An 18,237-nucleotide genomic window follows, 5' to 3' on the forward strand; every position below is an offset into this window, starting at 1 on the left:
ACACGCCAAGCCACGAAAAAAGGCCTCGGCAGTGCCGAGACCCCAGTCATTATTCCTTGCCCACCGCCACCGGCTCGCTGAGTACGGCGTCGAGTTGGGCCTGTTCCTTGCGTTTGATGTCGCGCATGGTGCCGAGGTACACCGTGACCAACACGGCCACCGACCCGATCCAGGCCAGCGGGTTGGCCATCGACGCGCCGGCAAACCCCATGTGCATGTAGCGAATCAACACGATGCCGGCAAAGGCGCGCATGAACAGCTCGAAGAAGCCGGCCACCGTTGGCACCATCGTTTTGCCCAAGCCCTGCAAGAGGTTGCGCATCGTAAAGAGAATCGCCAACAGCCAGTACATGCTGGCATTGAAGTGGAAGTAGGTTTGCGCCAGCGCCGTGACCTCGGGCTGATTGTTGCCGAGGAAGAGATTGACTAACGGCTTGGAGAAGAGAATGATCACCGCGCCGAGCACGCCGGAAATCACGACGTTCAACAGCAAGGCCTGGTTGAAGCCGTGGCGAATCCGGCCGTACTCCTTGGCGCCGAGGTTTTGCGCGGCAAAGGTCGCCATCGCCACGCCAAACGAGCTCGCTGGCAACGTCGCCAGCTGGTCGATGCGCCCGGCGGCGGTGTAAGCCGCCACCGCGTCGGTGCCCAAGGTGTTGAGCATCACCTGCAAAATCACGGAGCCAATGGCGATAATCGACATCGAAAAGCCCATCGGCAAGCCGACAATCAGGTGATGGCGAATCTCGCCCCAGTCGATGACCAGGTCTTTTTTGCGAATGACCAACAACGGAATGTGCCGCTTGATGAAGCCCCAGCACAGCACCGTCGACAGCAATTGCGCCGTTACCGTGGCCCAGCCGGCGCCGGCCACGCCCATGTGGAAGCCGAGGATGAACAGGAATTCCAAGGCGATGTTGACCACCGTGGCGATAATCAGAAAAATCAGCGGCGTGCGCGAGTCGCCGAGCGCGCGCATCATGTTACTCAAGAGGTTGAAGGCCATCGAGGCGATGATGCCGATAAAAATCACGCGCACAAAGGCGACGGAATCGTCGACAATGGCCGCCGGCGTTTGCATCAGGTGCAACAACGGCCGCGTCAGCGTCACCGACAGCACCGTCAGAATCACGGAAATGGCGAGACTGATCCAGATGCTGGTGCCGAAGCTCTTGCGCACGGCGCGGTAATCATGGGCGCCATAGGCCTGCGCCGTCAGCACCGACAGCCCGGCGGTGGTGCCTTGCGCAAACCCGATGATCAAAAACGTGAGACTCCCGGTGGCGCCCACCGCAGCCAGCGCGTATTTGCCGATGGTGCGGCCGACAATCAAGGCGTCCATGAAGCTATATAGCTGCTGAAAAACATTCCCGATTAAAAGCGGAATCGTGAAGAATAGAATCAGCTTTAAGGGACTGCCCTTCGTTAAGGTGCGCACGGTCACCCCTCCTTCATTTTTACTCGTCTGATAACCTTAGCGCATTCGCGCGCCGTTGTCACCGGGGTACCCGCAATTTTGCCAAAGTTTTTGTAGCGGTTACACCCCTGGCCAAAAAACAACAGGCGACCGCTGCCGGTCGCCTGTGTCTTCATGCTTGAACGCGTTGAATCTTCGTCAATGCCTTGCCGCGCGCCAGCTCGTCGACCAGCTTATCCAGCCGGCGAATCTGTTGCAGTAACGGATCGCTGATAGCTTCTACCCGCACGCCGCACACCACCCCGGTAATCGCGGTGGCGACTGGCGGCACCTGCGCGCCAGCAAAGAAATCGCGCAGCGATAACGGCGAGTCGTGCAACTGCGCCGGGGCATACCCGGTAAACCAACCAATCACGGCATCGAGTTCGGCCTGCGTGCGACCTTTTTTCGTGACCTTGGCCAGATACAAAGGATACAGCCGATTAAATGGCATCGCATAGAGTCGCTCTGACATCACGTGCTCCTTTCGCTAGACGTCGGCGCCACCGCCGCCGCTTGAGCCGCCACCCCAACTGGAGCCACCGCCGAAGCCACCGCCACCGAAGCCGGAACCACCGCCGTAGCCGCCACCGCCCCAGCGGTTGCGACTGCCGCCGCTCATTAAGGTGCCCAGCAGCCACCACAGCCACCAGGAACCGCCACGCCGGCCGCCGCGGGGACCGCGCGGGCCGCCACCACCGAGGATGGCGATAATCGCCACGCCAATAAAGACCGACACGATGATGGTGAGGATGCGACTGCCGGTGTTACCGGAATTGCCCGTCCGCCGATAATCCGACATTTGCTCAGCCGGCACGGTGTTTTTGTCCGCCTTGAACTTGTACTTCTTGTCGACCACCGTGGCCACCGCGTTGAACACGTTGCGAATGGCGGTGTTGATCTTGGCGTGACTGGTGGCCTTAATGTCCTTGAGGTTTTGATTGAGGATATTTTTGGCCAAGACATCGGTGAGCTCGCCTTCTAGGCCATACCCCACCTCGATGCGCATGTTTTGCGCGCCTTGGTTTTCAGCGAAGACGATCAACACGCCGTTGTCGCGGCCCTTGTCGCCGATGCCCCACTTGCTGAAGAGTTTCGGCGCGTAATCGCTCAGCGCTTCACCGCCAGAGGACTTCACCACCGCCACGGCGATTTGTGGCTGTTGCTTGGTTTGTTGATAGGTTTGATTCTTGGTATCGATGAGTTGCTGGGACTGGCTGTCCAGCAGGTTCATGTCGTCATAATAGTAGTGGTCGCTGGGGCGCGCCGGCAGACTCGCCGCCGCCACCGGCCGGGCGCCACCCAGCCACACGCCCAGCGCCACCAGTAAGAGCCCAAGCCCGAGCCATTTCTTGCGCATCGCGGGCTCCTTTCGTTATTTGCCTGAGTCGAAGTCGACCTTCGGCGTGCTGCTGACCTTCGCGTCCGCCTTATAGGTATCATGCTTGTGCAACCCCATCAGGTTGGCAAAGAGATTCCGCGGGAAGGTTACGATCGCGGAGTTATAGTCCTGCACTGCGTCGATGTACCGGCCGCGCGCCACCGAAATGCGGTTTTGACTGCCTTCCAGCTCGGTAATCAAGTCTTGGCCGGCTTGCGAAGACTGCAGCTGCGGGTAGTTTTCCTGCAACGCGGTGAACATCGTGCCGATGTTGGCGCTGGCCTTGGACTTGGCAGCCGGCGTGCTGGCGGCGTTATACGCCTTGCGCGCATCGGCCAAGGCCGTGTAGATTTTTTCTTCGTGACTCATTTGGGCCTTTACCGTCGAGACGACGCTTGGAATCAGGTCGGCTTGGCGCTGCATCTTGTTTTCGACTTCGCTCCACTTGGCCTCCACGTTTTGTTCCTGCTTGGCCAACCCGTTATAGGTGCTGATGCTGAAAATAATCACGATCAGCGCGACGACCCCGATGATGATACTGGTCAGCGCGACGGGACTGAGTTTTTTATTTTGCATAGCGTTCTCCTTTAACTTGCGTTGGCTTAATTTTACCATAGCCGCCAAGCGGGCAATCGGTCCTGAGGCGGACAAAAGGGGCCGACCGCAGTCGTCCCCCAAGTGTTCAGCAATGTAACGCTTCGAGAGACTGGGTGCGAGCGGTTAGCTACGCCAGCCACCAGAGCCACAGTTCGGCCCTAGCGTCTGGCTAGGCTACCCGTCGCATCCAAACCGCCTTTCTCCGCAGCGCTATTTATCAAAATAATTAAACCCAATGGCGGCACGCACTTCGGCCAGGGTTTGGTTGGCGACGACGTTGGCCTTGGCGGTGCCGTCGATCAGCATTTGTTCAACGGCGCCCATGTCCTTGGCGTAGGCCTCGCGCCGCTCGCGAATCGGGGTCAACACCGCCTCCATCACGTCGACCAGTCGGCGCTTGAGCTTGACGTCGCCGAGGCCGCCGTGTTGGTACTGCGCCTTCAGTTCGGCGACCGCGGATTGGTCAGGGTCGAAGATGTCCAGATAGGTGAAGACGACGTTGCCTTCGACTTGGCCGGGGTCTTCGACGTGGATGTGGTTCGGATCGGTGTACATGCTCATGATTTTCTTTTGCACGACATCGGCGGAATCGGCGAGGTAGATGCCGTTGTTCAACGACTTACTCATCTTGGCGTTGCCGTCGATGCCGGGCAGGCGGCCCAGCCCCTTCGGCGGGAAGTAGCCCTCGGGTTCGACCAGCACGTCTTTGTTGTAGGTGCGGTTGAAGGTGCGCACGATTTCGCGAGTTTGTTCCAGCATCGGCTCTTGGTCGTCGCCCACCGGCACGGTGTCGGCCTTAAACGCCGTGATGTCGGCGGCTTGGCTGACGGGATAAATCAAGAAGCCCGCCGGCACGGATTCCCCGAAGGCCTTTTGCTTGATTTCCGTTTTCACCGTCGGGTTGCGGTTCAGCCGCGCCACCGTGACCAAGTCGAGGTAATACATCGTCAGCTCGGCCAAGGCCGGCACCGCCGACTGCACGAGAATCGTGGACTTCGCCGGATCGATGCCGACGGCTAGGTAGTCCAAGGCGACTTCCATCAGCGACTGGCGGATTTTCTCCGGATTGCGCGCGTTATCGGTGAGCGCTTGCGTGTCGGCAATCATGATGAAGTTGTCGTAGTCGCCGGAATTTTGTAGCGTCACCCGATTCTTCAGGCTGCCGATGTAATGGCCAATGTGCAGGCGACCGGTTGGGCGGTCGCCGGTAAGAACAACGTGTTTACTCATGGGTTAATCCTTTCTCGTGCTAAAAGTGACGGGGCCGCCGCGCACAAAAATCGCCCCATGCCGACACCGATTGTGTCAACATAGGACGACCATGCGCGGTGCCACCTAATTTGCCGGGAGAATCCCGACCGCTTAACGGCTTACGGCGCCGATACCGTTGCGTCCCTGGTGGGCCAAGGTGAGCGGCGGCCGGGTCGCCTTTTCAGTCCCGGCGACTTCCTGTACTGGCCTTACCCGCTCGCACCCCATCAGCATCGACGCGTTAATGTCAGTGTAAGGAATTCGCCGCGTTAAATCAAGTAGTGCAAGTCGCTGGTCACCGACGGGTAGGCGTAGATGCCTTCCTTGGCCTGGGCCACCGACACGCCGGCGTTCATCAGCAGCGTCACCGTGTTGATCAACTCGTCGGCGGTGGTGGACACCACCACGGCGCCGGCGAGTTGGCCGGAACGCTTGTCTTCAATCATCGTCACGCTGGCGTCGGTTTCCTGCACACGGTTATAGGTGTACCAGTGCGTCACGTCGTTGGTCACAATGGCGTAGCGGTCGGGCTGCGCCTGCGCGGTGGCCACGGGTACGCCGACTTGAGCCAGCTTGGTGGTGGAGAAAACAATTTCCGGCTGGGCCGGATACGCGATTGGACTCGTCTCCCCCAGCAGCTGGCGGGCCACATAGCGCCCTTCAAACCCGGCCACCGGCGTGAGCTTCGGCTGCGGCTTGTCGATCACATCCCCAACGGCATAGATGCTCGGTACGCTGGTTTGCAGGTGGTCGTTCACCGTCAGCCCCCGCACCGTGGCGGCGACGCCGAGGGCCTTGAGGCCATTAGGCAGCGCGGGCACCCGGCCGATGGCAGAAAAGGCTCGCGCCACGGTGAGGGAAAAGTCGCCGCCGCTGAGCCGCACGCCAGTTTCCGCCGCGGCAATGGCCGTCACGTTGACGTTGTCGTGGAACTGCACGCCGCGCTTGATCAACAGCGCGCGCAGCTGCGCCACCGCCGGCTCCGGAAAGGCGCGCAACGCCCGCTCGGAGTGGTTGATGATGTGGACCTGAGCGCCGGCAGCGGCGGCAATGTTGGCCAGCTCGAGGCTGACGAAGCCGGCCCCGAGAAAGGCCATGGTGTGCGGCAATTGCGGCATCGCGAGAAAATCGGTGCTCGTGCCAAGCAGGTAGGCGCCTGGCACCTGCGGCATGGCCGGTGTGCGGCCGGTGGCGATGATGATGGCTTCGCCGCGGTAGCGTTGCCCCGCGACGCGCACCGTGTGCGGGCTCACCAGCTCCGGGGCCCCGGTAATCGTGGTGACGCCTTGCGCCTGCAAGCCGCGCTCGGTGCCGCCGGGGACACTGTCGGTGTAGCGCTTTTTAAACGCCATCAAGGCCGGCCAGTCGATGTGCGGCGCGCCGGTGATGCCCGAGCCGGTCATGCGCGCGGCGTAATCGCGCGCCTCCACGGCACTATACAGCATCTTCTTGGGGTCGCACCCGAAGTTCGGGCAGGTGCCACCCCACAAGTTCCGTTCAATCACCAACACGTGCTTGGTGGGTGCCAGCTCGCTGGCCGCGGCCAATCCGCCAGGCCCCCCACCGATAATAATCACGTCATATGCTTCTGCCATGCTCGTCTCCTCCGTTTCCAGGTTGCGACTGTGCAAGATTAATTCGTGCTTGTGCGCGCCGCCAAGAAGCGCATCACCGCTTGGCGACTCAGGGTAAAGGGACCGGCTGCCCCGCGCACGATCACGGTGTCGGCCTCGGTTAACTGCGCGATGACCTGACTTAATGGCAAGTCGGCGGCGAGACTCACGCCGTCGTCGCAAGGCTCGCCGAATTCGGCCAGCTCCCCCACCGGCGTGTCCAGCAAGTCGCGCCGGGCGCCGGCAAAGAAGTCATCGACAAAACTCGACGCCGGCGACTCGGCGATTTCCTGCGGCGTGCCGATTTGCACCAGCTTGGCGTGGTGCATCACCCCGATGCGGTCGCCGAGCCGCAGCGCCTCGGTCATGTCATGGGTGACAAAGACAATGGTGGTGTTCAGCTGCGCGTGCAACTCGAGCACCAAGTCCTGTAGCTGCGTGCGCACCAGCGGATCCAGCGCGGAAAATGGCTCATCCATCAAAACCACCGGCGGCTTCGAGGCTAACGCGCGAATGATGCCAACGCGTTGCTGCTCGCCACCGGACAGCTGCTTAGGCAGGCGGTCGCGATACTCCGCCGGCGGCAGCTTCACCGCGGTCAACAAGTCATCGACGGCGGCTTTCACCTGGGCTTTGGGCCAGTGCTTCATCTCCGGAATCAAGGCGATGTTTTGGCCCACGGTCATGGTCGGAAACAAGGCGATTTGCTGGAGCACATAGCCGATGTCCCACCGCAGTTCGCGCAGCGAGTAGTCCGTGACCGCCTTGCCGCGCATGCGAATCACGCCCGCGTTTGGCGTCACCAGCCGGTTGATCATCTTCAGCGTGGTCGTTTTCCCACCACCAGACGGACCGACCAAGACGAACAACTCGCCTTCTTCGATGTTTAAGGTGAGGTCCGCCACCACCGGCGTGTCGTGATATTCCTTGGTGACGTGGTCAAATTCGATTAGATTACTCATGCCGCGCCTCCAGCAAGCCGTGCTGTTGCAGGTACGCCTTGGCCACCTTGGCCGCGGACTCCTGCTTGACGCCGACTTCATAGTTCATCTCCTGCATCTGCTTCTCGCTGATGCGCCCGGCCAACCGGTTCAAGGCCCGCACCAGCCGCGGGTGGGCCTTGGCAAACTTGGCCTTCATCACCGGCGCCCCGCGGTAAGTGGCAAACACGCGCTTGTCGTCGCGCAACGCCACCAGGTGATACTGGCGCAGCTGAGCGTCGGTGGAGTAGCCATCGGTCACCACCACCTGGCCCTTGACGATGGCCTGATAGCGCAGCGAGGCATCCAGCGTGCTCACCGCCAGGTTCAACCCGTACGCCTGCTTGAGGCCCTTGTAGCCATCGGCGCGGTCGTTGAACTCCAGGTCGAACCCGGCGCGCGTACGGCCGAGCTTGGTCAAGTCGCTGATGGTGGTCAACCCGTGCGCCTTAGCAAAGCTTTGCTTCACCACCAAGGCGTAGGTATTGTTGTACTGCATCGGCTTGAGCATCGTCAGCCCGCTTTTGGCCAGCAACGCCTTGGCAATCGGGTAGCTGTCGGCGCCGGCATCGATTTGCCGTTGCTGGGCCTGAGACGGCTTGGCCAAGGCGGTGACCACCGTGCCGGTAAACTCGGGATACAGGTCAACCTTGCCGGACTTTAACGCGCTAAACAAGAAACTGGTTTGGCCAAAGTTTGGCTTCAAGGTCACCGTGACGTTGGGGTCGGCCTGCTCGATGAGCTGCTTGTACATGTTAATGAGAATCTCCGGCTCGCTCCCGAGCTTGCCGGCCACCACGATTTCTTCTTTAGGCTGCTGCCAGGCGTGATACCCTGCCGCGCCGCCGCCGAGGACGACGAGGATGGCCGCCAGCCAGCCGAGCTGGCGCCACTTCAGGCGCTGCACCACCGCCAAGCCGGCGCTGAACACCAGCGCCAAGGCGGCCGAGGCAATCGCCCCGATCAAGGTCAAGGCCGGGTCGTTACGGTTGATGCCCAGTAGGATGAACGTCCCGAGGCCCCCGGCCCCAATCAAGGCCGCCAAGGTGGCCGTACCGATGATCATCACGGTAGCAGTGCGAATGCCGCCGATGATCACCGGCAGCGCCAACGGCAACTCGACGCGCAGCAGCTGCAGGTAGCGCGGCATGCCAAAGGCGCGCTCCGCCTCACGGTACGCCGGGTCGATATCGGCCAGCCCCACGTAGGTGTTTTGAAAAATCGGCAGCAAGGCATACACGACCAAGGCGATGATGGCCGGGACGTTGCCGATGCCGACAAAGGGAATCAACAGGCCCAACAACGCCAGCGACGGAATGGTTTGCAACACGCCGGTGACTTGCAGCAAGACGTTGGCGATGCGCTTGTGCGGCTGCACCCAAATCGCCAAGGGCACGGCAATCACCACCGCGATGATCAGCGCGATCAAAGATATCTGTAAATGCTGGCCAAGGGCGACCCACAAGTCACTGCGCCGCGCCAAAAACGTCTGCCAAATCGTCTGCATCGTCAATCCTCCGTAGGATAAACATAACACAATTGCAGCCGAATTTGCTTACTCGGCGTCAGTATTTACCCTTTGAAAAATAGGCGATAGTTGCGGCACATGGCCGGGCGCCGCTGCTGCTTTCAGCATACCAAACCGGCGCCTTGTTCGCCTCACGCAAGGGTTGCAACCGACCCGCAGGCGCTATAAACTAGTCTAACTACGAATGAAGGAGGCGCGTCATGGAAAATGCCACCCTAGCCGCCGAACAGCGGCGTGTCGCCCGCGTCGACGCCTTAATCGCCGCGCGGCTGGCAACGGTCAAGCAGCAGCGCACCATGGCGATGCGCGACCTGACCGAAATCGAACAATCCTACGGCGATGCCACCAAGGTCAACATCACCGAAGTCGACGACCGCATGGAAACCAACGCCGCCGTCCAACAACAAAAGATGATGGTCGCTCGCGCCGCCGAAAATGAAACGATCCTCGGTCACGAAGAAGCGCGCCTACAGCTGCTACAAGGCAGCCCGTATTTTGGCCGCATCGACATCAGTGAGGCCGGGGAGCACGACACCTTGTACATCGGCCTGGGTACCTTTCAACACGGCGATGATTTTCTCGTTTACGACTGGCGCGCCCCGATTGCCTCGATTTATTACAATGGCACGCTGGGGCCGGTGAGCTATTCGGCCCCCACCGGCGAGCAAACCGTCACCTTGGAGAACAAGCGCCAGTTCAAGATCGAACACGGCCAGATCACCAACATGTTCGACACCAACGAAACCGTCGGCGACGAGATCCTTCAAAGCGTCCTCGGTGAACAAAGCAGCGACTACATGAAAAACATCGTCGCTACCATTCAACAAGAGCAAAACGACATCATTCGCGACACCACCAGCGACCTGTTGGTGGTGCAAGGCGTCGCCGGCTCCGGCAAAACCAGCGCGGTGCTGCAGCGCGTCGCCTACTTGCTCTACCACTCCCGCAGCCACCTGGCCGCCGACCAAATGGTGTTGTTCTCGCCCAACCAGCTGTTTGCCAATTACATCTCCGAGGTGCTGCCCAGCCTTGGCGAGAAAAACATGCGTCAGGCCACGCTCGCCGAGTTCTTCGCCAAGCGCTTCATGGGCTTGCAGGTGGAGACCTTGTTTGACCGCTTCGAAAAAGACGCCACCGGGCTGCCGGAGCCGGCCGCGGCGATTCGCCGCATCAAGGAGGACCCGGCGTTTCTGGCCGCCATCGACCGCTACGTCTCCGTGCCGCCAGCCACGCCGCTGTTCGTCGACGTGACCCTAAACGGCGAAGTCTTTTTCGCCGCCAGCACCATCACCAAGATCTACCAAAGCCAGCCTGTATCGATGACCGCCACCGATAAGTTCCTTGCCACCAAAAACACGCTGATCAAGCGGCTCAATCAGCGCATCAAGATGGCCACGTTTGAAGACTGGGTCCAAGACCGGCTCGGCTTGTTGAACCAAGAAGAGGTGCGCGACATCGTTGGCGATCAGCGCTTCGACTCCGGCGACGCCGAGCAGCGCTTCGTCGCAGAGCACATCGTCGCAGAGGCCTTTGCCCCGGTGTATGACGCCTTGTACAACGACTACTTCTTCGACGCCTATGCCGAATACTGTCGCTTCCTGGCCACCGTGCCGGCACCGGCCATTGACCCGGCGGTGTGGGCCACCATGGCCGATAGCGTCACCGCCGGCATCGAGCGCCACGAGTTGCGCCTCGAAGACGCCGCCCCGCTGTTATACCTGCGCGACCGCGTCACCGGTGGCGGCACCAACGACGCGATTCAATACGTCTTCGTCGACGAGATGCAAGACTATAGCGCCGTGCAACTGCGCTACCTGCATCACGCCTTCCCCAAGGCTAAGCTCACCTTGCTGGGCGACAGCCGCCAAGACGTGTTCACCGCCGGGTATCACCCTAGCGACTTCATTCACGAGATTCGCGCGATATTTCCCGGGAAAAGCGTTCGCCTCATCACGCTGAACAAGAGCTACCGCTCGACGGCGCCAATCACGGACTTCGCCAAGGCGTTGCTGCCGACACACGACCACATCCAGTCCTTCAACCGGGCCGGCCACAAGCCGCGCGTCGTCACGCTGACGCCGGAGACGGCACTCACCGGCGTCACGCAACTGGTCAGCGCCTTGGCCGCCACCAACGACACCGTCGCCATTCTCACCCGCGACGCGGCCAGCGCCGCCCAGCTGTACGCCAGCCTGCGCCTCGATACGCCGACGCACCTGCTGTCCGCAGGCGACCACACCTTACACACCGGCTGCCTGATCTTGCCGGTGTACTTGGCCAAGGGGTTGGAATTCGACGCCGTGGTCGGCTACGACGTGTCGGCCACCACCTACACACAAGCCGCCGACTGCGACATCTTATATACCCTCGCCTCGCGCGCCTTGCACGAGCTCGTGCTGGTGGCCATCGGCGCCGTCAGCCCGTTAGTCGCTGCCTTGCCTGCGCAGCTATACGACACCACGCGCACCACCGTGACTCAATAACGCAAAATGGGACCCCGCTGCGGGGTCCCATTTTGCGTTACGGCAGAAACGTCGCGACGAGGTTGTTGAGAAAGTGCAACCCAATGTCGTAGCGAATGTCTTTGGTGTACGCATAGGTGGCGGTAAACACCGCACCCATGCCGGCGTACAGCAGCCAGTTCCAGAAGTCGGTGGGCATCGTGTGCGCCGTGGCAAAGGCCACCACCGACACCACCCCGGCCAGCCAGCGCCAGCGCACGGTGGCTTGATGTGGAAAGGCGTGCATCAACAAGCCGCGGAAGATGAATTCCTCCACCGGCGGCGCGCCGAGTACGGTCAACAGCACCATCGGCACCGTCGCCGTTTTCATCAGCTTCATCAGCTCGATTTGGTTCTCGGCTTCATGGGTGATGCCGGTGCGGACTAACACGTAATTCAGCGCCTGCACCACCACCAACGCGAGAATCATCAGCACCAGGAATTTCACGCGTGAGCGATTCAGGCGCTGATTGTGATACACCCGGGGTACTTCCGAGCGCAGAAAATAGTGATACACCGTGACGCAGAAGTAGATCAAGGCGCCAAACACCAAGAGAAACAAGATGCCGTCGAGCCACCAGGCGGTATGGCCGTCACTGACCAGCGCCGGCATCAAGACGATCACCTGCGCCAAGCTATACAAGAAGAACATGCCGACTACTGTTGCCAGCCGACCAAGGATTTTGCCAATGTGCATGCGACCCTCCTGCGTGCTTGACCCATGACTCATGCAGCCGTCTATCGGGTTTGAACCGACGACCTCAGCCTTACCATGGCTGCGCTCTACCTACTGAGCTAAGACGGCATTAGGTTAATCATATCTGATGCGCCGCCGGCAGGCAACCGTTAGCGCAGGCCGGCCCACTCGGCCTTGAATTCCGCGACGAACTCGCGCATCACCTGCTCCCGCGCCGTCGCCAGCTGCCGCCCCGCCGCCGTGTTCATCTGGTCCGCCAAGTGAAACAGCTTTTCTTCAAAATGGTTCAGCGTCGTCGTGTCCTCGCGGTACGTCGCCGCCGTTAACGTCTGGCGCGGCGGGATGGCGGGATCATACAGTGCCGTGGCGTGGGCGCCGCCATATTGAAAGGCGCGGGCAATGCCGATGGCCCCAAGCGCATCGAGGCGGTCGGCGTCTTGCACGAGCTGACCGGCTAGCGACAGCGGCTGGTGGTGCGCCAGATTGGCCTTGAACCCCATGTGATCGATGATGGTGAGAATTTCCGTTTGCATGGCGGCATCCGCCCCGGCCGCCGCCAACGCGGCCTGCGTGCGGGTTCGAGCGGCCGGCACCAAGGCGACGAGTTTGTCGTCATAGGTGTCATGCAGGGTCGCCGCGGCCAGTACCACCGCTCGGTCCACGCCAGGCGTCAAGTCGCACAACCGCCGCGCTGTCGCCACCACGCGGGTGATGTGATCAAAGCCGTGGCCCGAGCCGTCACCGGCGGCCACCTGTCGGGCAAATGCGGTTAACTGTGCCAGTTCCATCACGCGTCCTCCTTGAATTGCTGTGGTACGATGAACCTATTATGACACAAAGAAGGTCACCTCATGAATCCTACTCACATTGAAGTCCGCGGCGCGCATGTCAATAACCTCCGCCACGTGGACGTCGACATTCCGTTGCACCAGTTGGTCGCCATCACTGGGCGGTCCGGTTCCGGCAAGTCGTCCTTGGCCATGGGCGTCTTGTACGCCGAGGGCATGCGCCGCTATGTCAGTGCCTTGTCCACCTATACGCGCCGGCGCCTCGGGCAAACCGGCCACGCCGCCGTCGACCGCGTGCGCCACATCCCCAGCGCCATCGCGTTGCGGCAACGCCCCGTGGTGCCAGGCGTGCGCAGCACCGTGGGCACCACCACCGAGGCGTTGAACGTCGTGCGCCTGATTTTCTCCCGGCTCGGCTCGCCGCGCTGTCCCAACGGTCACCAGGTGCCGCCGACGCTGGCCATCGCCCACGCGATGGATCAGCCCAACGATGGCGAACACGACATGGGCAAGATTGTCTGTCCCGTATGCGGCGTGCACTTCGCCGCGTATGGCGCCGAGGACTTCGCCTTTAATTCCACCGGCGCCTGCCCCACCTGCGACGGCACCGGCGTGGCCAAGACGCTGGCCGAAGCCCGCCTGATTCCCGACCCGACGAAAACCATTCGCGACGGCGCCGTGGCCTCCTGGCGCCTGCCCGGCCGCAACTTCATGCACATCGTTGCCCAATACGCCGGCATCGACATCGACACGCCGTTTCAAGACCTGCCGCAGGCGCAACAGGACATGGTGCGCCACGGGCCCAAGCGGACCTACGCCATCAACATTCCCAGCAAAAGCGGCAAGATTTTCCACATGGATAACGCCGTCTACGAAAACGCCTATAACGCCGTCACCGACAGCATGGCCACCACCACTAACGAGCGCGCCATCGCTCGGCTGAACCGCTTCTATGAATTCAGCGTGTGCCCGACCTGCCACGGCTCCCGCTTCAAGCCAGAATTGTTGACCCAACAGTTGGTCGGGTTGAACATTGCCGAAGTCAGCGACCTGTCGCTTAGCGAGCTGGCCGCCTTCATTCCGAAGATTTACGCCTGGCTGCCGGACGACATGCAAAACCTTGCCCATGACTTGCTGCGGGAGCTCAGCCAGATTCTCACCCCAATTATCGACCTGGGCTTGGACTACTTGACCCTGGCGCGCGCCGGCAGCAGCCTGAGTACCGGCGAGTTGCAGCGCATTCAGCTGGCCCGCACCTTGCGCACCGAAACCACCGGCGTCTTATACGTCCTCGACGAGCCGAGCATCGGCTTACACCCAGCCAACGTCGCCGGGTTACTCGCCGTGATGCGCGGCCTTGTGGCGCAAGGCAACTCCGTGGTTGTCGTCGACCACGACACCGCGATCATCGAAGCCGCCGACACGGTGCTAGAAATCGGGCCCGGTGCCGGCAGTGCCGGCGGCCGCATTCTGCATCTCGGCTCCCCCGCTGCCGTGGCCGCCGCCCCCGACTCGCCAATCGGCCCGTTTCTCACCGGCCAGGCCCCGCTGCGCGTGCGGCCAACCCTGCCGACCGCCGAAAAGCGCTTCGGCTTAACGGTGACCAACCGCTACAACCTCCACGACCTCGCCGCCAGCTTCCCGATTAATCGCCTCAGCGTGGTCACCGGATTCTCCGGCGCCGGCAAGTCGACGTTGGTTCTGGACGCCTTGGTGCCGGCGCTAGCCGCCACCAAGGCAAAGCCCGCCCCGAGTTTCGTCCGCGACTTGCACCGCGGCGGGATCCGCCGCGTCGTGGCCATCGACGCCACGCCGGTGGGCAAAAACGTCCGTTCCACCGTGGCCACCTACACCAACATCCTCGACCACTTGCGCGAGTTATACGCCAGTCAGCCGGCGGCCCAAGCGGCGGGCTATACCGCCAGTCATTTTTCCTACAACGTTGCCGCCGGCGCCTGCCCGACTTGTGGCGGCACCGGCACCATCGGGCTGGATATTCAATACCTGCCCGACATGCAAGAGGTGTGCCCGACCTGCGGCGGCCGCCGGTACAATCAGGCCGTGCTCAAGTTCCGTTGGCACGATTACACCATTGCCGACCTGCTCGACCTCAGCGTTGACTCGGCCATGCCGGTGCTGGCCAGCCAACCGGCGATTGCCAGCACCTTGCAGACGCTACACGATATGGGGCTGGGTTACCTGCACCTCGGCGAGAGCACCCCGGCGCTGTCCGGCGGCGAGGCCCAACGCCTGCGCCTGACCAGCCACATGGGCAAGACGCAGCGCGGGACGCTGTTTGTCTTCGATGAACCTAGCATCGGCTTGCACCCGCTGGACGTTCAGGTCTTGTTGCAGGTGTTCCAACGCCTCATCGACCAAGGCGGCACGGTGCTGACGATTGCCCACGACCTCGACATCATGGCCAATGCCGACGAGATTCTCGACCTCGGCCCCGGCGGTGGCGCGCACGGCGGCCGCATCGTCGCGCAAGGCACGCCCGCCCAAATCGCTGCGAGCGACGGCGAAACCGGTCACTACCTCGCCGCCCACCTCGCCAAGTTTCAACATTAAAAAAATCTCCTCGATCGCGCTGATCGGGGAGATTTTATTTTGCCCTAGGCTTGGTAGCGCGAAACACCATCGAGGTAGGTTTCGCTCAGGCTCATGTCTGGGTTCAACACCAGGAAGTCGGCGGCGCGGCCAGGCAAGATGCTACCGCACTTGTCGCCAATCTTGCTGGATTGCGCCGGCACGTATGCGGCCATGTTGATGGCTTCTTCAGGTGTCGCCGCGTTCCACTTGACGACGTTGGCCACGGCGTCTTTTAGCTGCAAGATGGAGCCGGCCAGGTTGTGCGTCTCGTCCTTGAGGCGCGCAGTACCATTCGCCACGACAACCGGGAATTCGCCCAGCATGTAGTCGCCATCCGGCTGCAAGCCGGCGGACATGCAGTCGGTGACTAAGGCCACGTGTTCCGGCGTCTTTTCGCGGACGAGGACGCTGACGACTTCCGGCCGCACGTGGTGGCCATCGGCAATCAATTCATCGTCGACGTTTTTCATGTACATGGCCGCGCCGACCATGCCAGGTGCGCGGTGGGTGAGTCCACTCATCGCGTTAAAGGTGTGGCAGAACATCGTGGCCCCGGCTTCGATGCAGGCCTTTGCCTGTTCGAACGTTGCGCTGGAGTGACCGAGGGCGACGACCTTGCCGTCTTGCGTCATGTGCTCGATGAATTCTACCGCACCATCACGCTCGGCGGCCAGAGACATCTTTTGCAGCAGCCCCTTGGCACTCTTTTGCCACTGATCGTATTCGGCAATCGACGGGTCACGGAAGTACTTCGGGTTCTGGGCGCCCTTGTGCTCCTCGGTGAAGTACGGACCTTCAAAGTGAATCCCTTGAATCTTCGCGCCAGTTTCTTCCCCGGCGTGCTCGCCAATGGTTTGGCAAACCGCGTCGAGTTGCTCAAACGAGCCCGTCAACGTCGTCGGCAGCCAGCTCGTGACCCCAGTTTGCAGCAAGCCAACGGACATGGCGTCTAAACCGGCCCAGTCGTTATCCATCACGTCATGCCCCAGCAAGCCGTGAATGTGCGTGTCGACTAGCCCTGGGGCGATCCATTGCGTACCGTAGTCCTTGACCTGACCAGCTGGCCGCGGCGCATCCGCCGGCAGGTAGCGGCCGAAGCGCCCATCATCGGTGACCTCGAGATAGCCGCCGATTTCGGTGTTATGCGGGAAAAAGAACTTCGCAGCGTGAATATAATAGCTCATTTTGTGCACTCCTTTTTTGGCTGTTGAACTGCATTCAGTGTAGCACAATCAGCGGTATTGGTCTAGGCCACGCCCTAATTGGTCAAGGTCTGCGGCGCCAGCGGGACGAGTTGCGGATAAGCCACGACCGGCGCTGGCAGTGTCGGCGCCGGCATCAACTGCTTTTCCAGCCACACGATGCCCAACCAGCGCCCAAATTTGTTGGCGATGGTGGGAAACGCGGCGACTTGCGTGAACCCCAAGCGCTGATGAAACCGGATGCTGGCGAGATTTTCCGCGGTGATGCACGCCGTGACGGTGACCACGTGCTGGCGCATCAGCTCCTGCATCAGCAACGCGTAAAGCTGCCGGCCCAGCCCTGCCCCGGTCGCTGCGGGGGCGAAGTAGATGCTGGTTTCCACGGACCAATCATAGGCCGCACGGCTGGCGAAGTCATGCGCGTAGGCATACCCGACCACGCCTGCCGCGGTGGTCGCCACCAGATAGGGAAACCGCGCCTGAATCTCGGCTTGTGCCTCCGCAAACTGCCCAACACTCGGCGCCGTCAGGTCAAACGTGGCGGTGCTGGTTTGCACATAGTGGGCATAGATATTCCGCAAGCGCGGCGCGTCTGCCGGGGTGGCCAGGCGAATCGTTGTCATGGATTCAACCGCACCGTTTTAGTCGTGGTGCGGTCGCTACCGGCAATCTTCAGCGTGTACAATCCCGGCAACTGAGCAGGTAAAATGTACTCGCCGGCCCCACCGGCAGCTTGCACCTTACTGCCGGCCAGGGTAAAGCTCGGCTTCTTCACCGTCGTTTTCACCTTCAACTGGCGGGTCGCCACCTGCACGCGGTACTTCGGAAACACGCCGAGAATCTTTCCAGCGGTCACAACCTTCATTTGCCCGTAGTTGCTGGCGGTGCGCACCGACTTCGCCACGCCGGCTGGAATCGACGGATCGGCCGTGTACAGCTTGCTTAACGGCAAGACCTGGCCCGCAGTAAGCGCCGTGCCGTTGCGGTCCACCATGGCACTGGCAATCACGGCAGGTTTGCCGGCACTCGCGGCGTCGGCCAGGCGGCTGAGCTGTTGCGGCTTGGCGAAGTACCAGGCCGACCCGGCCCCAGCCGCGACGACCAGCACCAAGACGATGATGCCGATTACCATGCCGACTTTACTGTGGTGCTTTGCGCGAGTGGGCTGGGCGGCTGGCGTCTGTGGCGCTTGGCGCAACGCTTGGGGACTTGGCCCCGGTTGCGAGATTCCTTGCGGCTGCACGGTGGCGGCCGTGGGTCCAGGAACCGGGCGCGCCGGCTGGGTCGACGCAGTTAGACTCGCCTGAACGGCAGTGCTACGGCTGGCTGGCGCCGCCGGGGTGGCACTGACGCTAAGGCTTTGCTGAGGCGCCGACGTGGCACTGACACTCGGCTGTGGCGTGGCACTGACACTGGCACTCAAGCTCGGCTGAGGGGTGGCGCTGGCGCTCACTGGTGCTACTGGCGGTGGCGTCGTGCTCCCGACGGCGGTGCCGGTGGCATCGACTGCCGGTTGCGTCGCGGCTAGCTTGGCGGCCATTTGCGCACGAGCCTGCACGAGATTAAACCCGCAACGCTGACAAAATTTATCGTTGGGCGTGACTGGTGCGCCGCAATGCGGACAAAACTTTAATTCTACTGCCATCGCTTT

General features: G+C 61.6%; 15 protein-coding genes and 1 tRNA gene. 2 read left to right on the forward strand and 14 right to left on the reverse strand.

Going from position 1 to position 18,237, the window contains the following annotated elements; genetic code table 11:
• Positions 1-49: 49 nt before the first annotated feature.
• The 8 genes from FD02_RS10090 to FD02_RS10125 form a co-directional block, all read right to left on the reverse strand.
• Complete coding sequence (locus tag FD02_RS10090) at positions 50-1,438, reverse strand: MATE family efflux transporter (RefSeq protein WP_056952084.1); 1,389 nt, start codon at positions 1,436-1,438, stop codon at positions 50-52.
• Between the two features lie 151 nt (positions 1,439-1,589).
• Positions 1,590-1,931, reverse strand: a complete 342-nt coding sequence (locus FD02_RS10095) for a DUF2200 domain-containing protein (protein WP_056952086.1) — start codon at positions 1,929-1,931, stop codon at positions 1,590-1,592.
• A 15-nt stretch (positions 1,932-1,946) separates the two neighbouring features.
• Positions 1,947-2,816: a TPM domain-containing protein gene (locus FD02_RS10100; RefSeq protein ID WP_056952087.1), complete on the reverse strand. Its 870-nt coding sequence runs from the start codon at positions 2,814-2,816 to the stop codon at positions 1,947-1,949.
• A 15-nt stretch (positions 2,817-2,831) separates the two neighbouring features.
• The gene (locus FD02_RS10105; RefSeq protein ID WP_056952090.1) at positions 2,832-3,413 is read right to left on the reverse strand and encodes a LemA family protein; all 582 of its coding nucleotides are present in this window, start codon (positions 3,411-3,413) and stop codon (positions 2,832-2,834) included.
• Between the two features lie 231 nt (positions 3,414-3,644).
• On the reverse strand, positions 3,645-4,664 hold the full coding sequence (trpS, locus tag FD02_RS10110; RefSeq protein WP_054723664.1) for a tryptophan--tRNA ligase: 1,020 nt from the start codon (positions 4,662-4,664) through the stop codon (positions 3,645-3,647).
• A gap of 290 nt (positions 4,665-4,954) precedes the next feature.
• Positions 4,955-6,280, reverse strand: a complete 1,326-nt coding sequence (locus FD02_RS10115) for a dihydrolipoyl dehydrogenase family protein (RefSeq protein ID WP_056952092.1) — start codon at positions 6,278-6,280, stop codon at positions 4,955-4,957.
• Positions 6,281-6,318: 38 nt separating this feature from the next.
• Positions 6,319-7,260: an ABC transporter ATP-binding protein gene (locus FD02_RS10120; protein ID WP_054723503.1), complete on the reverse strand. Its 942-nt coding sequence runs from the start codon at positions 7,258-7,260 to the stop codon at positions 6,319-6,321.
• Positions 7,253-8,785: an ABC transporter permease/substrate-binding protein gene (locus tag FD02_RS10125; protein WP_056952094.1), complete on the reverse strand. Its 1,533-nt coding sequence runs from the start codon at positions 8,783-8,785 to the stop codon at positions 7,253-7,255. The genes FD02_RS10120 and FD02_RS10125 overlap by 8 nt, the downstream gene beginning before the upstream one ends.
• 221 nt (positions 8,786-9,006) lie before the next feature.
• Between FD02_RS10125 and helD the strand changes: the two genes are divergently transcribed.
• Positions 9,007-11,289: an RNA polymerase recycling motor HelD gene (gene helD, locus FD02_RS10130; protein ID WP_056952096.1), complete on the forward strand. Its 2,283-nt coding sequence runs from the start codon at positions 9,007-9,009 to the stop codon at positions 11,287-11,289.
• A gap of 37 nt (positions 11,290-11,326) precedes the next feature.
• On the opposite strand, the gene FD02_RS10135 is transcribed toward helD, so the two are convergent.
• The 3 genes from FD02_RS10135 to FD02_RS10145 all read right to left on the reverse strand — a co-directional run bounded on the left by FD02_RS10135 (position 11,327) and on the right by FD02_RS10145 (position 12,792).
• Complete coding sequence (locus FD02_RS10135; protein ID WP_056952099.1) at positions 11,327-12,004, reverse strand: type II CAAX endopeptidase family protein; 678 nt, start codon at positions 12,002-12,004, stop codon at positions 11,327-11,329.
• Between the two features lie 35 nt (positions 12,005-12,039).
• Positions 12,040-12,112: transfer RNA gene (locus FD02_RS10140), tRNA-Thr, on the reverse strand.
• 41 nt (positions 12,113-12,153) lie between these two features.
• Positions 12,154-12,792, reverse strand: coding sequence for an HD domain-containing protein (locus FD02_RS10145; RefSeq protein WP_191980329.1), 639 nt, complete (start codon positions 12,790-12,792; stop codon positions 12,154-12,156).
• A gap of 63 nt (positions 12,793-12,855) precedes the next feature.
• Between FD02_RS10145 and FD02_RS10150 the strand changes: the two genes are divergently transcribed.
• Entirely contained in the window at positions 12,856-15,363 is a 2,508-nt protein-coding gene (locus tag FD02_RS10150) for an excinuclease ABC subunit UvrA (protein ID WP_056952103.1), read from the forward strand.
• Positions 15,364-15,407: 44 nt separating this feature from the next.
• Here FD02_RS10150 and nagA read toward each other — a convergent pair whose 3' ends face one another.
• The 3 genes from nagA to FD02_RS10165 all read right to left on the reverse strand — a co-directional run bounded on the left by nagA (position 15,408) and on the right by FD02_RS10165 (position 18,231).
• Positions 15,408-16,568 (reverse strand): N-acetylglucosamine-6-phosphate deacetylase, encoded by a 1,161-nt coding sequence (gene nagA / locus FD02_RS10155; RefSeq protein ID WP_056952105.1) that lies wholly within the window; start codon positions 16,566-16,568, stop codon positions 15,408-15,410.
• A 74-nt stretch (positions 16,569-16,642) separates the two neighbouring features.
• Positions 16,643-17,209, reverse strand: a complete 567-nt coding sequence (locus tag FD02_RS10160; RefSeq protein WP_082603387.1) for a GNAT family N-acetyltransferase — start codon at positions 17,207-17,209, stop codon at positions 16,643-16,645.
• A complete protein-coding gene (locus FD02_RS10165) occupies positions 17,206-18,231 on the reverse strand; it encodes a zinc ribbon domain-containing protein (RefSeq protein ID WP_082603388.1) in 1,026 nt (341 codons plus the stop codon). The genes FD02_RS10160 and FD02_RS10165 overlap by 4 nt, the downstream gene beginning before the upstream one ends.
• Between the last annotated feature and the right edge of the window lie 6 nt (positions 18,232-18,237).

The organism is Lacticaseibacillus nasuensis JCM 17158 (genome assembly GCF_001434705.1).
GTDB lineage: Bacteria > Bacillota > Bacilli > Lactobacillales > Lactobacillaceae > Lacticaseibacillus > Lacticaseibacillus nasuensis.

What these genes read in the sequence shown, in the direction of transcription:
- FD02_RS10095 (WP_056952086.1), bottom strand. Translation starts at nt 1,931, where the DNA reads ATGTCAGAGCGACTCTATGCGATGCCATTTAATCGGCTGTATCCTTTG.
- FD02_RS10100 (WP_056952087.1), bottom strand. Translation starts at nt 2,816, where the DNA reads ATGCGCAAGAAATGGCTCGGGCTTGGGCTCTTACTGGTGGCGCTGGGC.
- FD02_RS10105 (WP_056952090.1), bottom strand. Translation starts at nt 3,413, where the DNA reads ATGCAAAATAAAAAACTCAGTCCCGTCGCGCTGACCAGTATCATCATC.
- trpS (WP_054723664.1), bottom strand. Translation starts at nt 4,664, where the DNA reads ATGAGTAAACACGTTGTTCTTACCGGCGACCGCCCAACCGGTCGCCTG.
- FD02_RS10115 (WP_056952092.1), bottom strand. Translation starts at nt 6,280, where the DNA reads ATGGCAGAAGCATATGACGTGATTATTATCGGTGGGGGGCCTGGCGGA.
- FD02_RS10120 (WP_054723503.1), bottom strand. Translation starts at nt 7,260, where the DNA reads ATGAGTAATCTAATCGAATTTGACCACGTCACCAAGGAATATCACGAC.
- FD02_RS10125 (WP_056952094.1), bottom strand. Translation starts at nt 8,785, where the DNA reads ATGCAGACGATTTGGCAGACGTTTTTGGCGCGGCGCAGTGACTTGTGG.
- helD (WP_056952096.1), top strand. Translation starts at nt 9,007, where the DNA reads ATGGAAAATGCCACCCTAGCCGCCGAACAGCGGCGTGTCGCCCGCGTC.
- FD02_RS10135 (WP_056952099.1), bottom strand. Translation starts at nt 12,004, where the DNA reads ATGCACATTGGCAAAATCCTTGGTCGGCTGGCAACAGTAGTCGGCATG.
- FD02_RS10145 (WP_191980329.1), bottom strand. Translation starts at nt 12,792, where the DNA reads ATGGAACTGGCACAGTTAACCGCATTTGCCCGACAGGTGGCCGCCGGT.
- FD02_RS10150 (WP_056952103.1), top strand. Translation starts at nt 12,856, where the DNA reads ATGAATCCTACTCACATTGAAGTCCGCGGCGCGCATGTCAATAACCTC.
- nagA (WP_056952105.1), bottom strand. Translation starts at nt 16,568, where the DNA reads ATGAGCTATTATATTCACGCTGCGAAGTTCTTTTTCCCGCATAACACC.
- FD02_RS10160 (WP_082603387.1), bottom strand. Translation starts at nt 17,209, where the DNA reads ATGACAACGATTCGCCTGGCCACCCCGGCAGACGCGCCGCGCTTGCGG.
- FD02_RS10165 (WP_082603388.1), bottom strand. Translation starts at nt 18,231, where the DNA reads ATGGCAGTAGAATTAAAGTTTTGTCCGCATTGCGGCGCACCAGTCACG.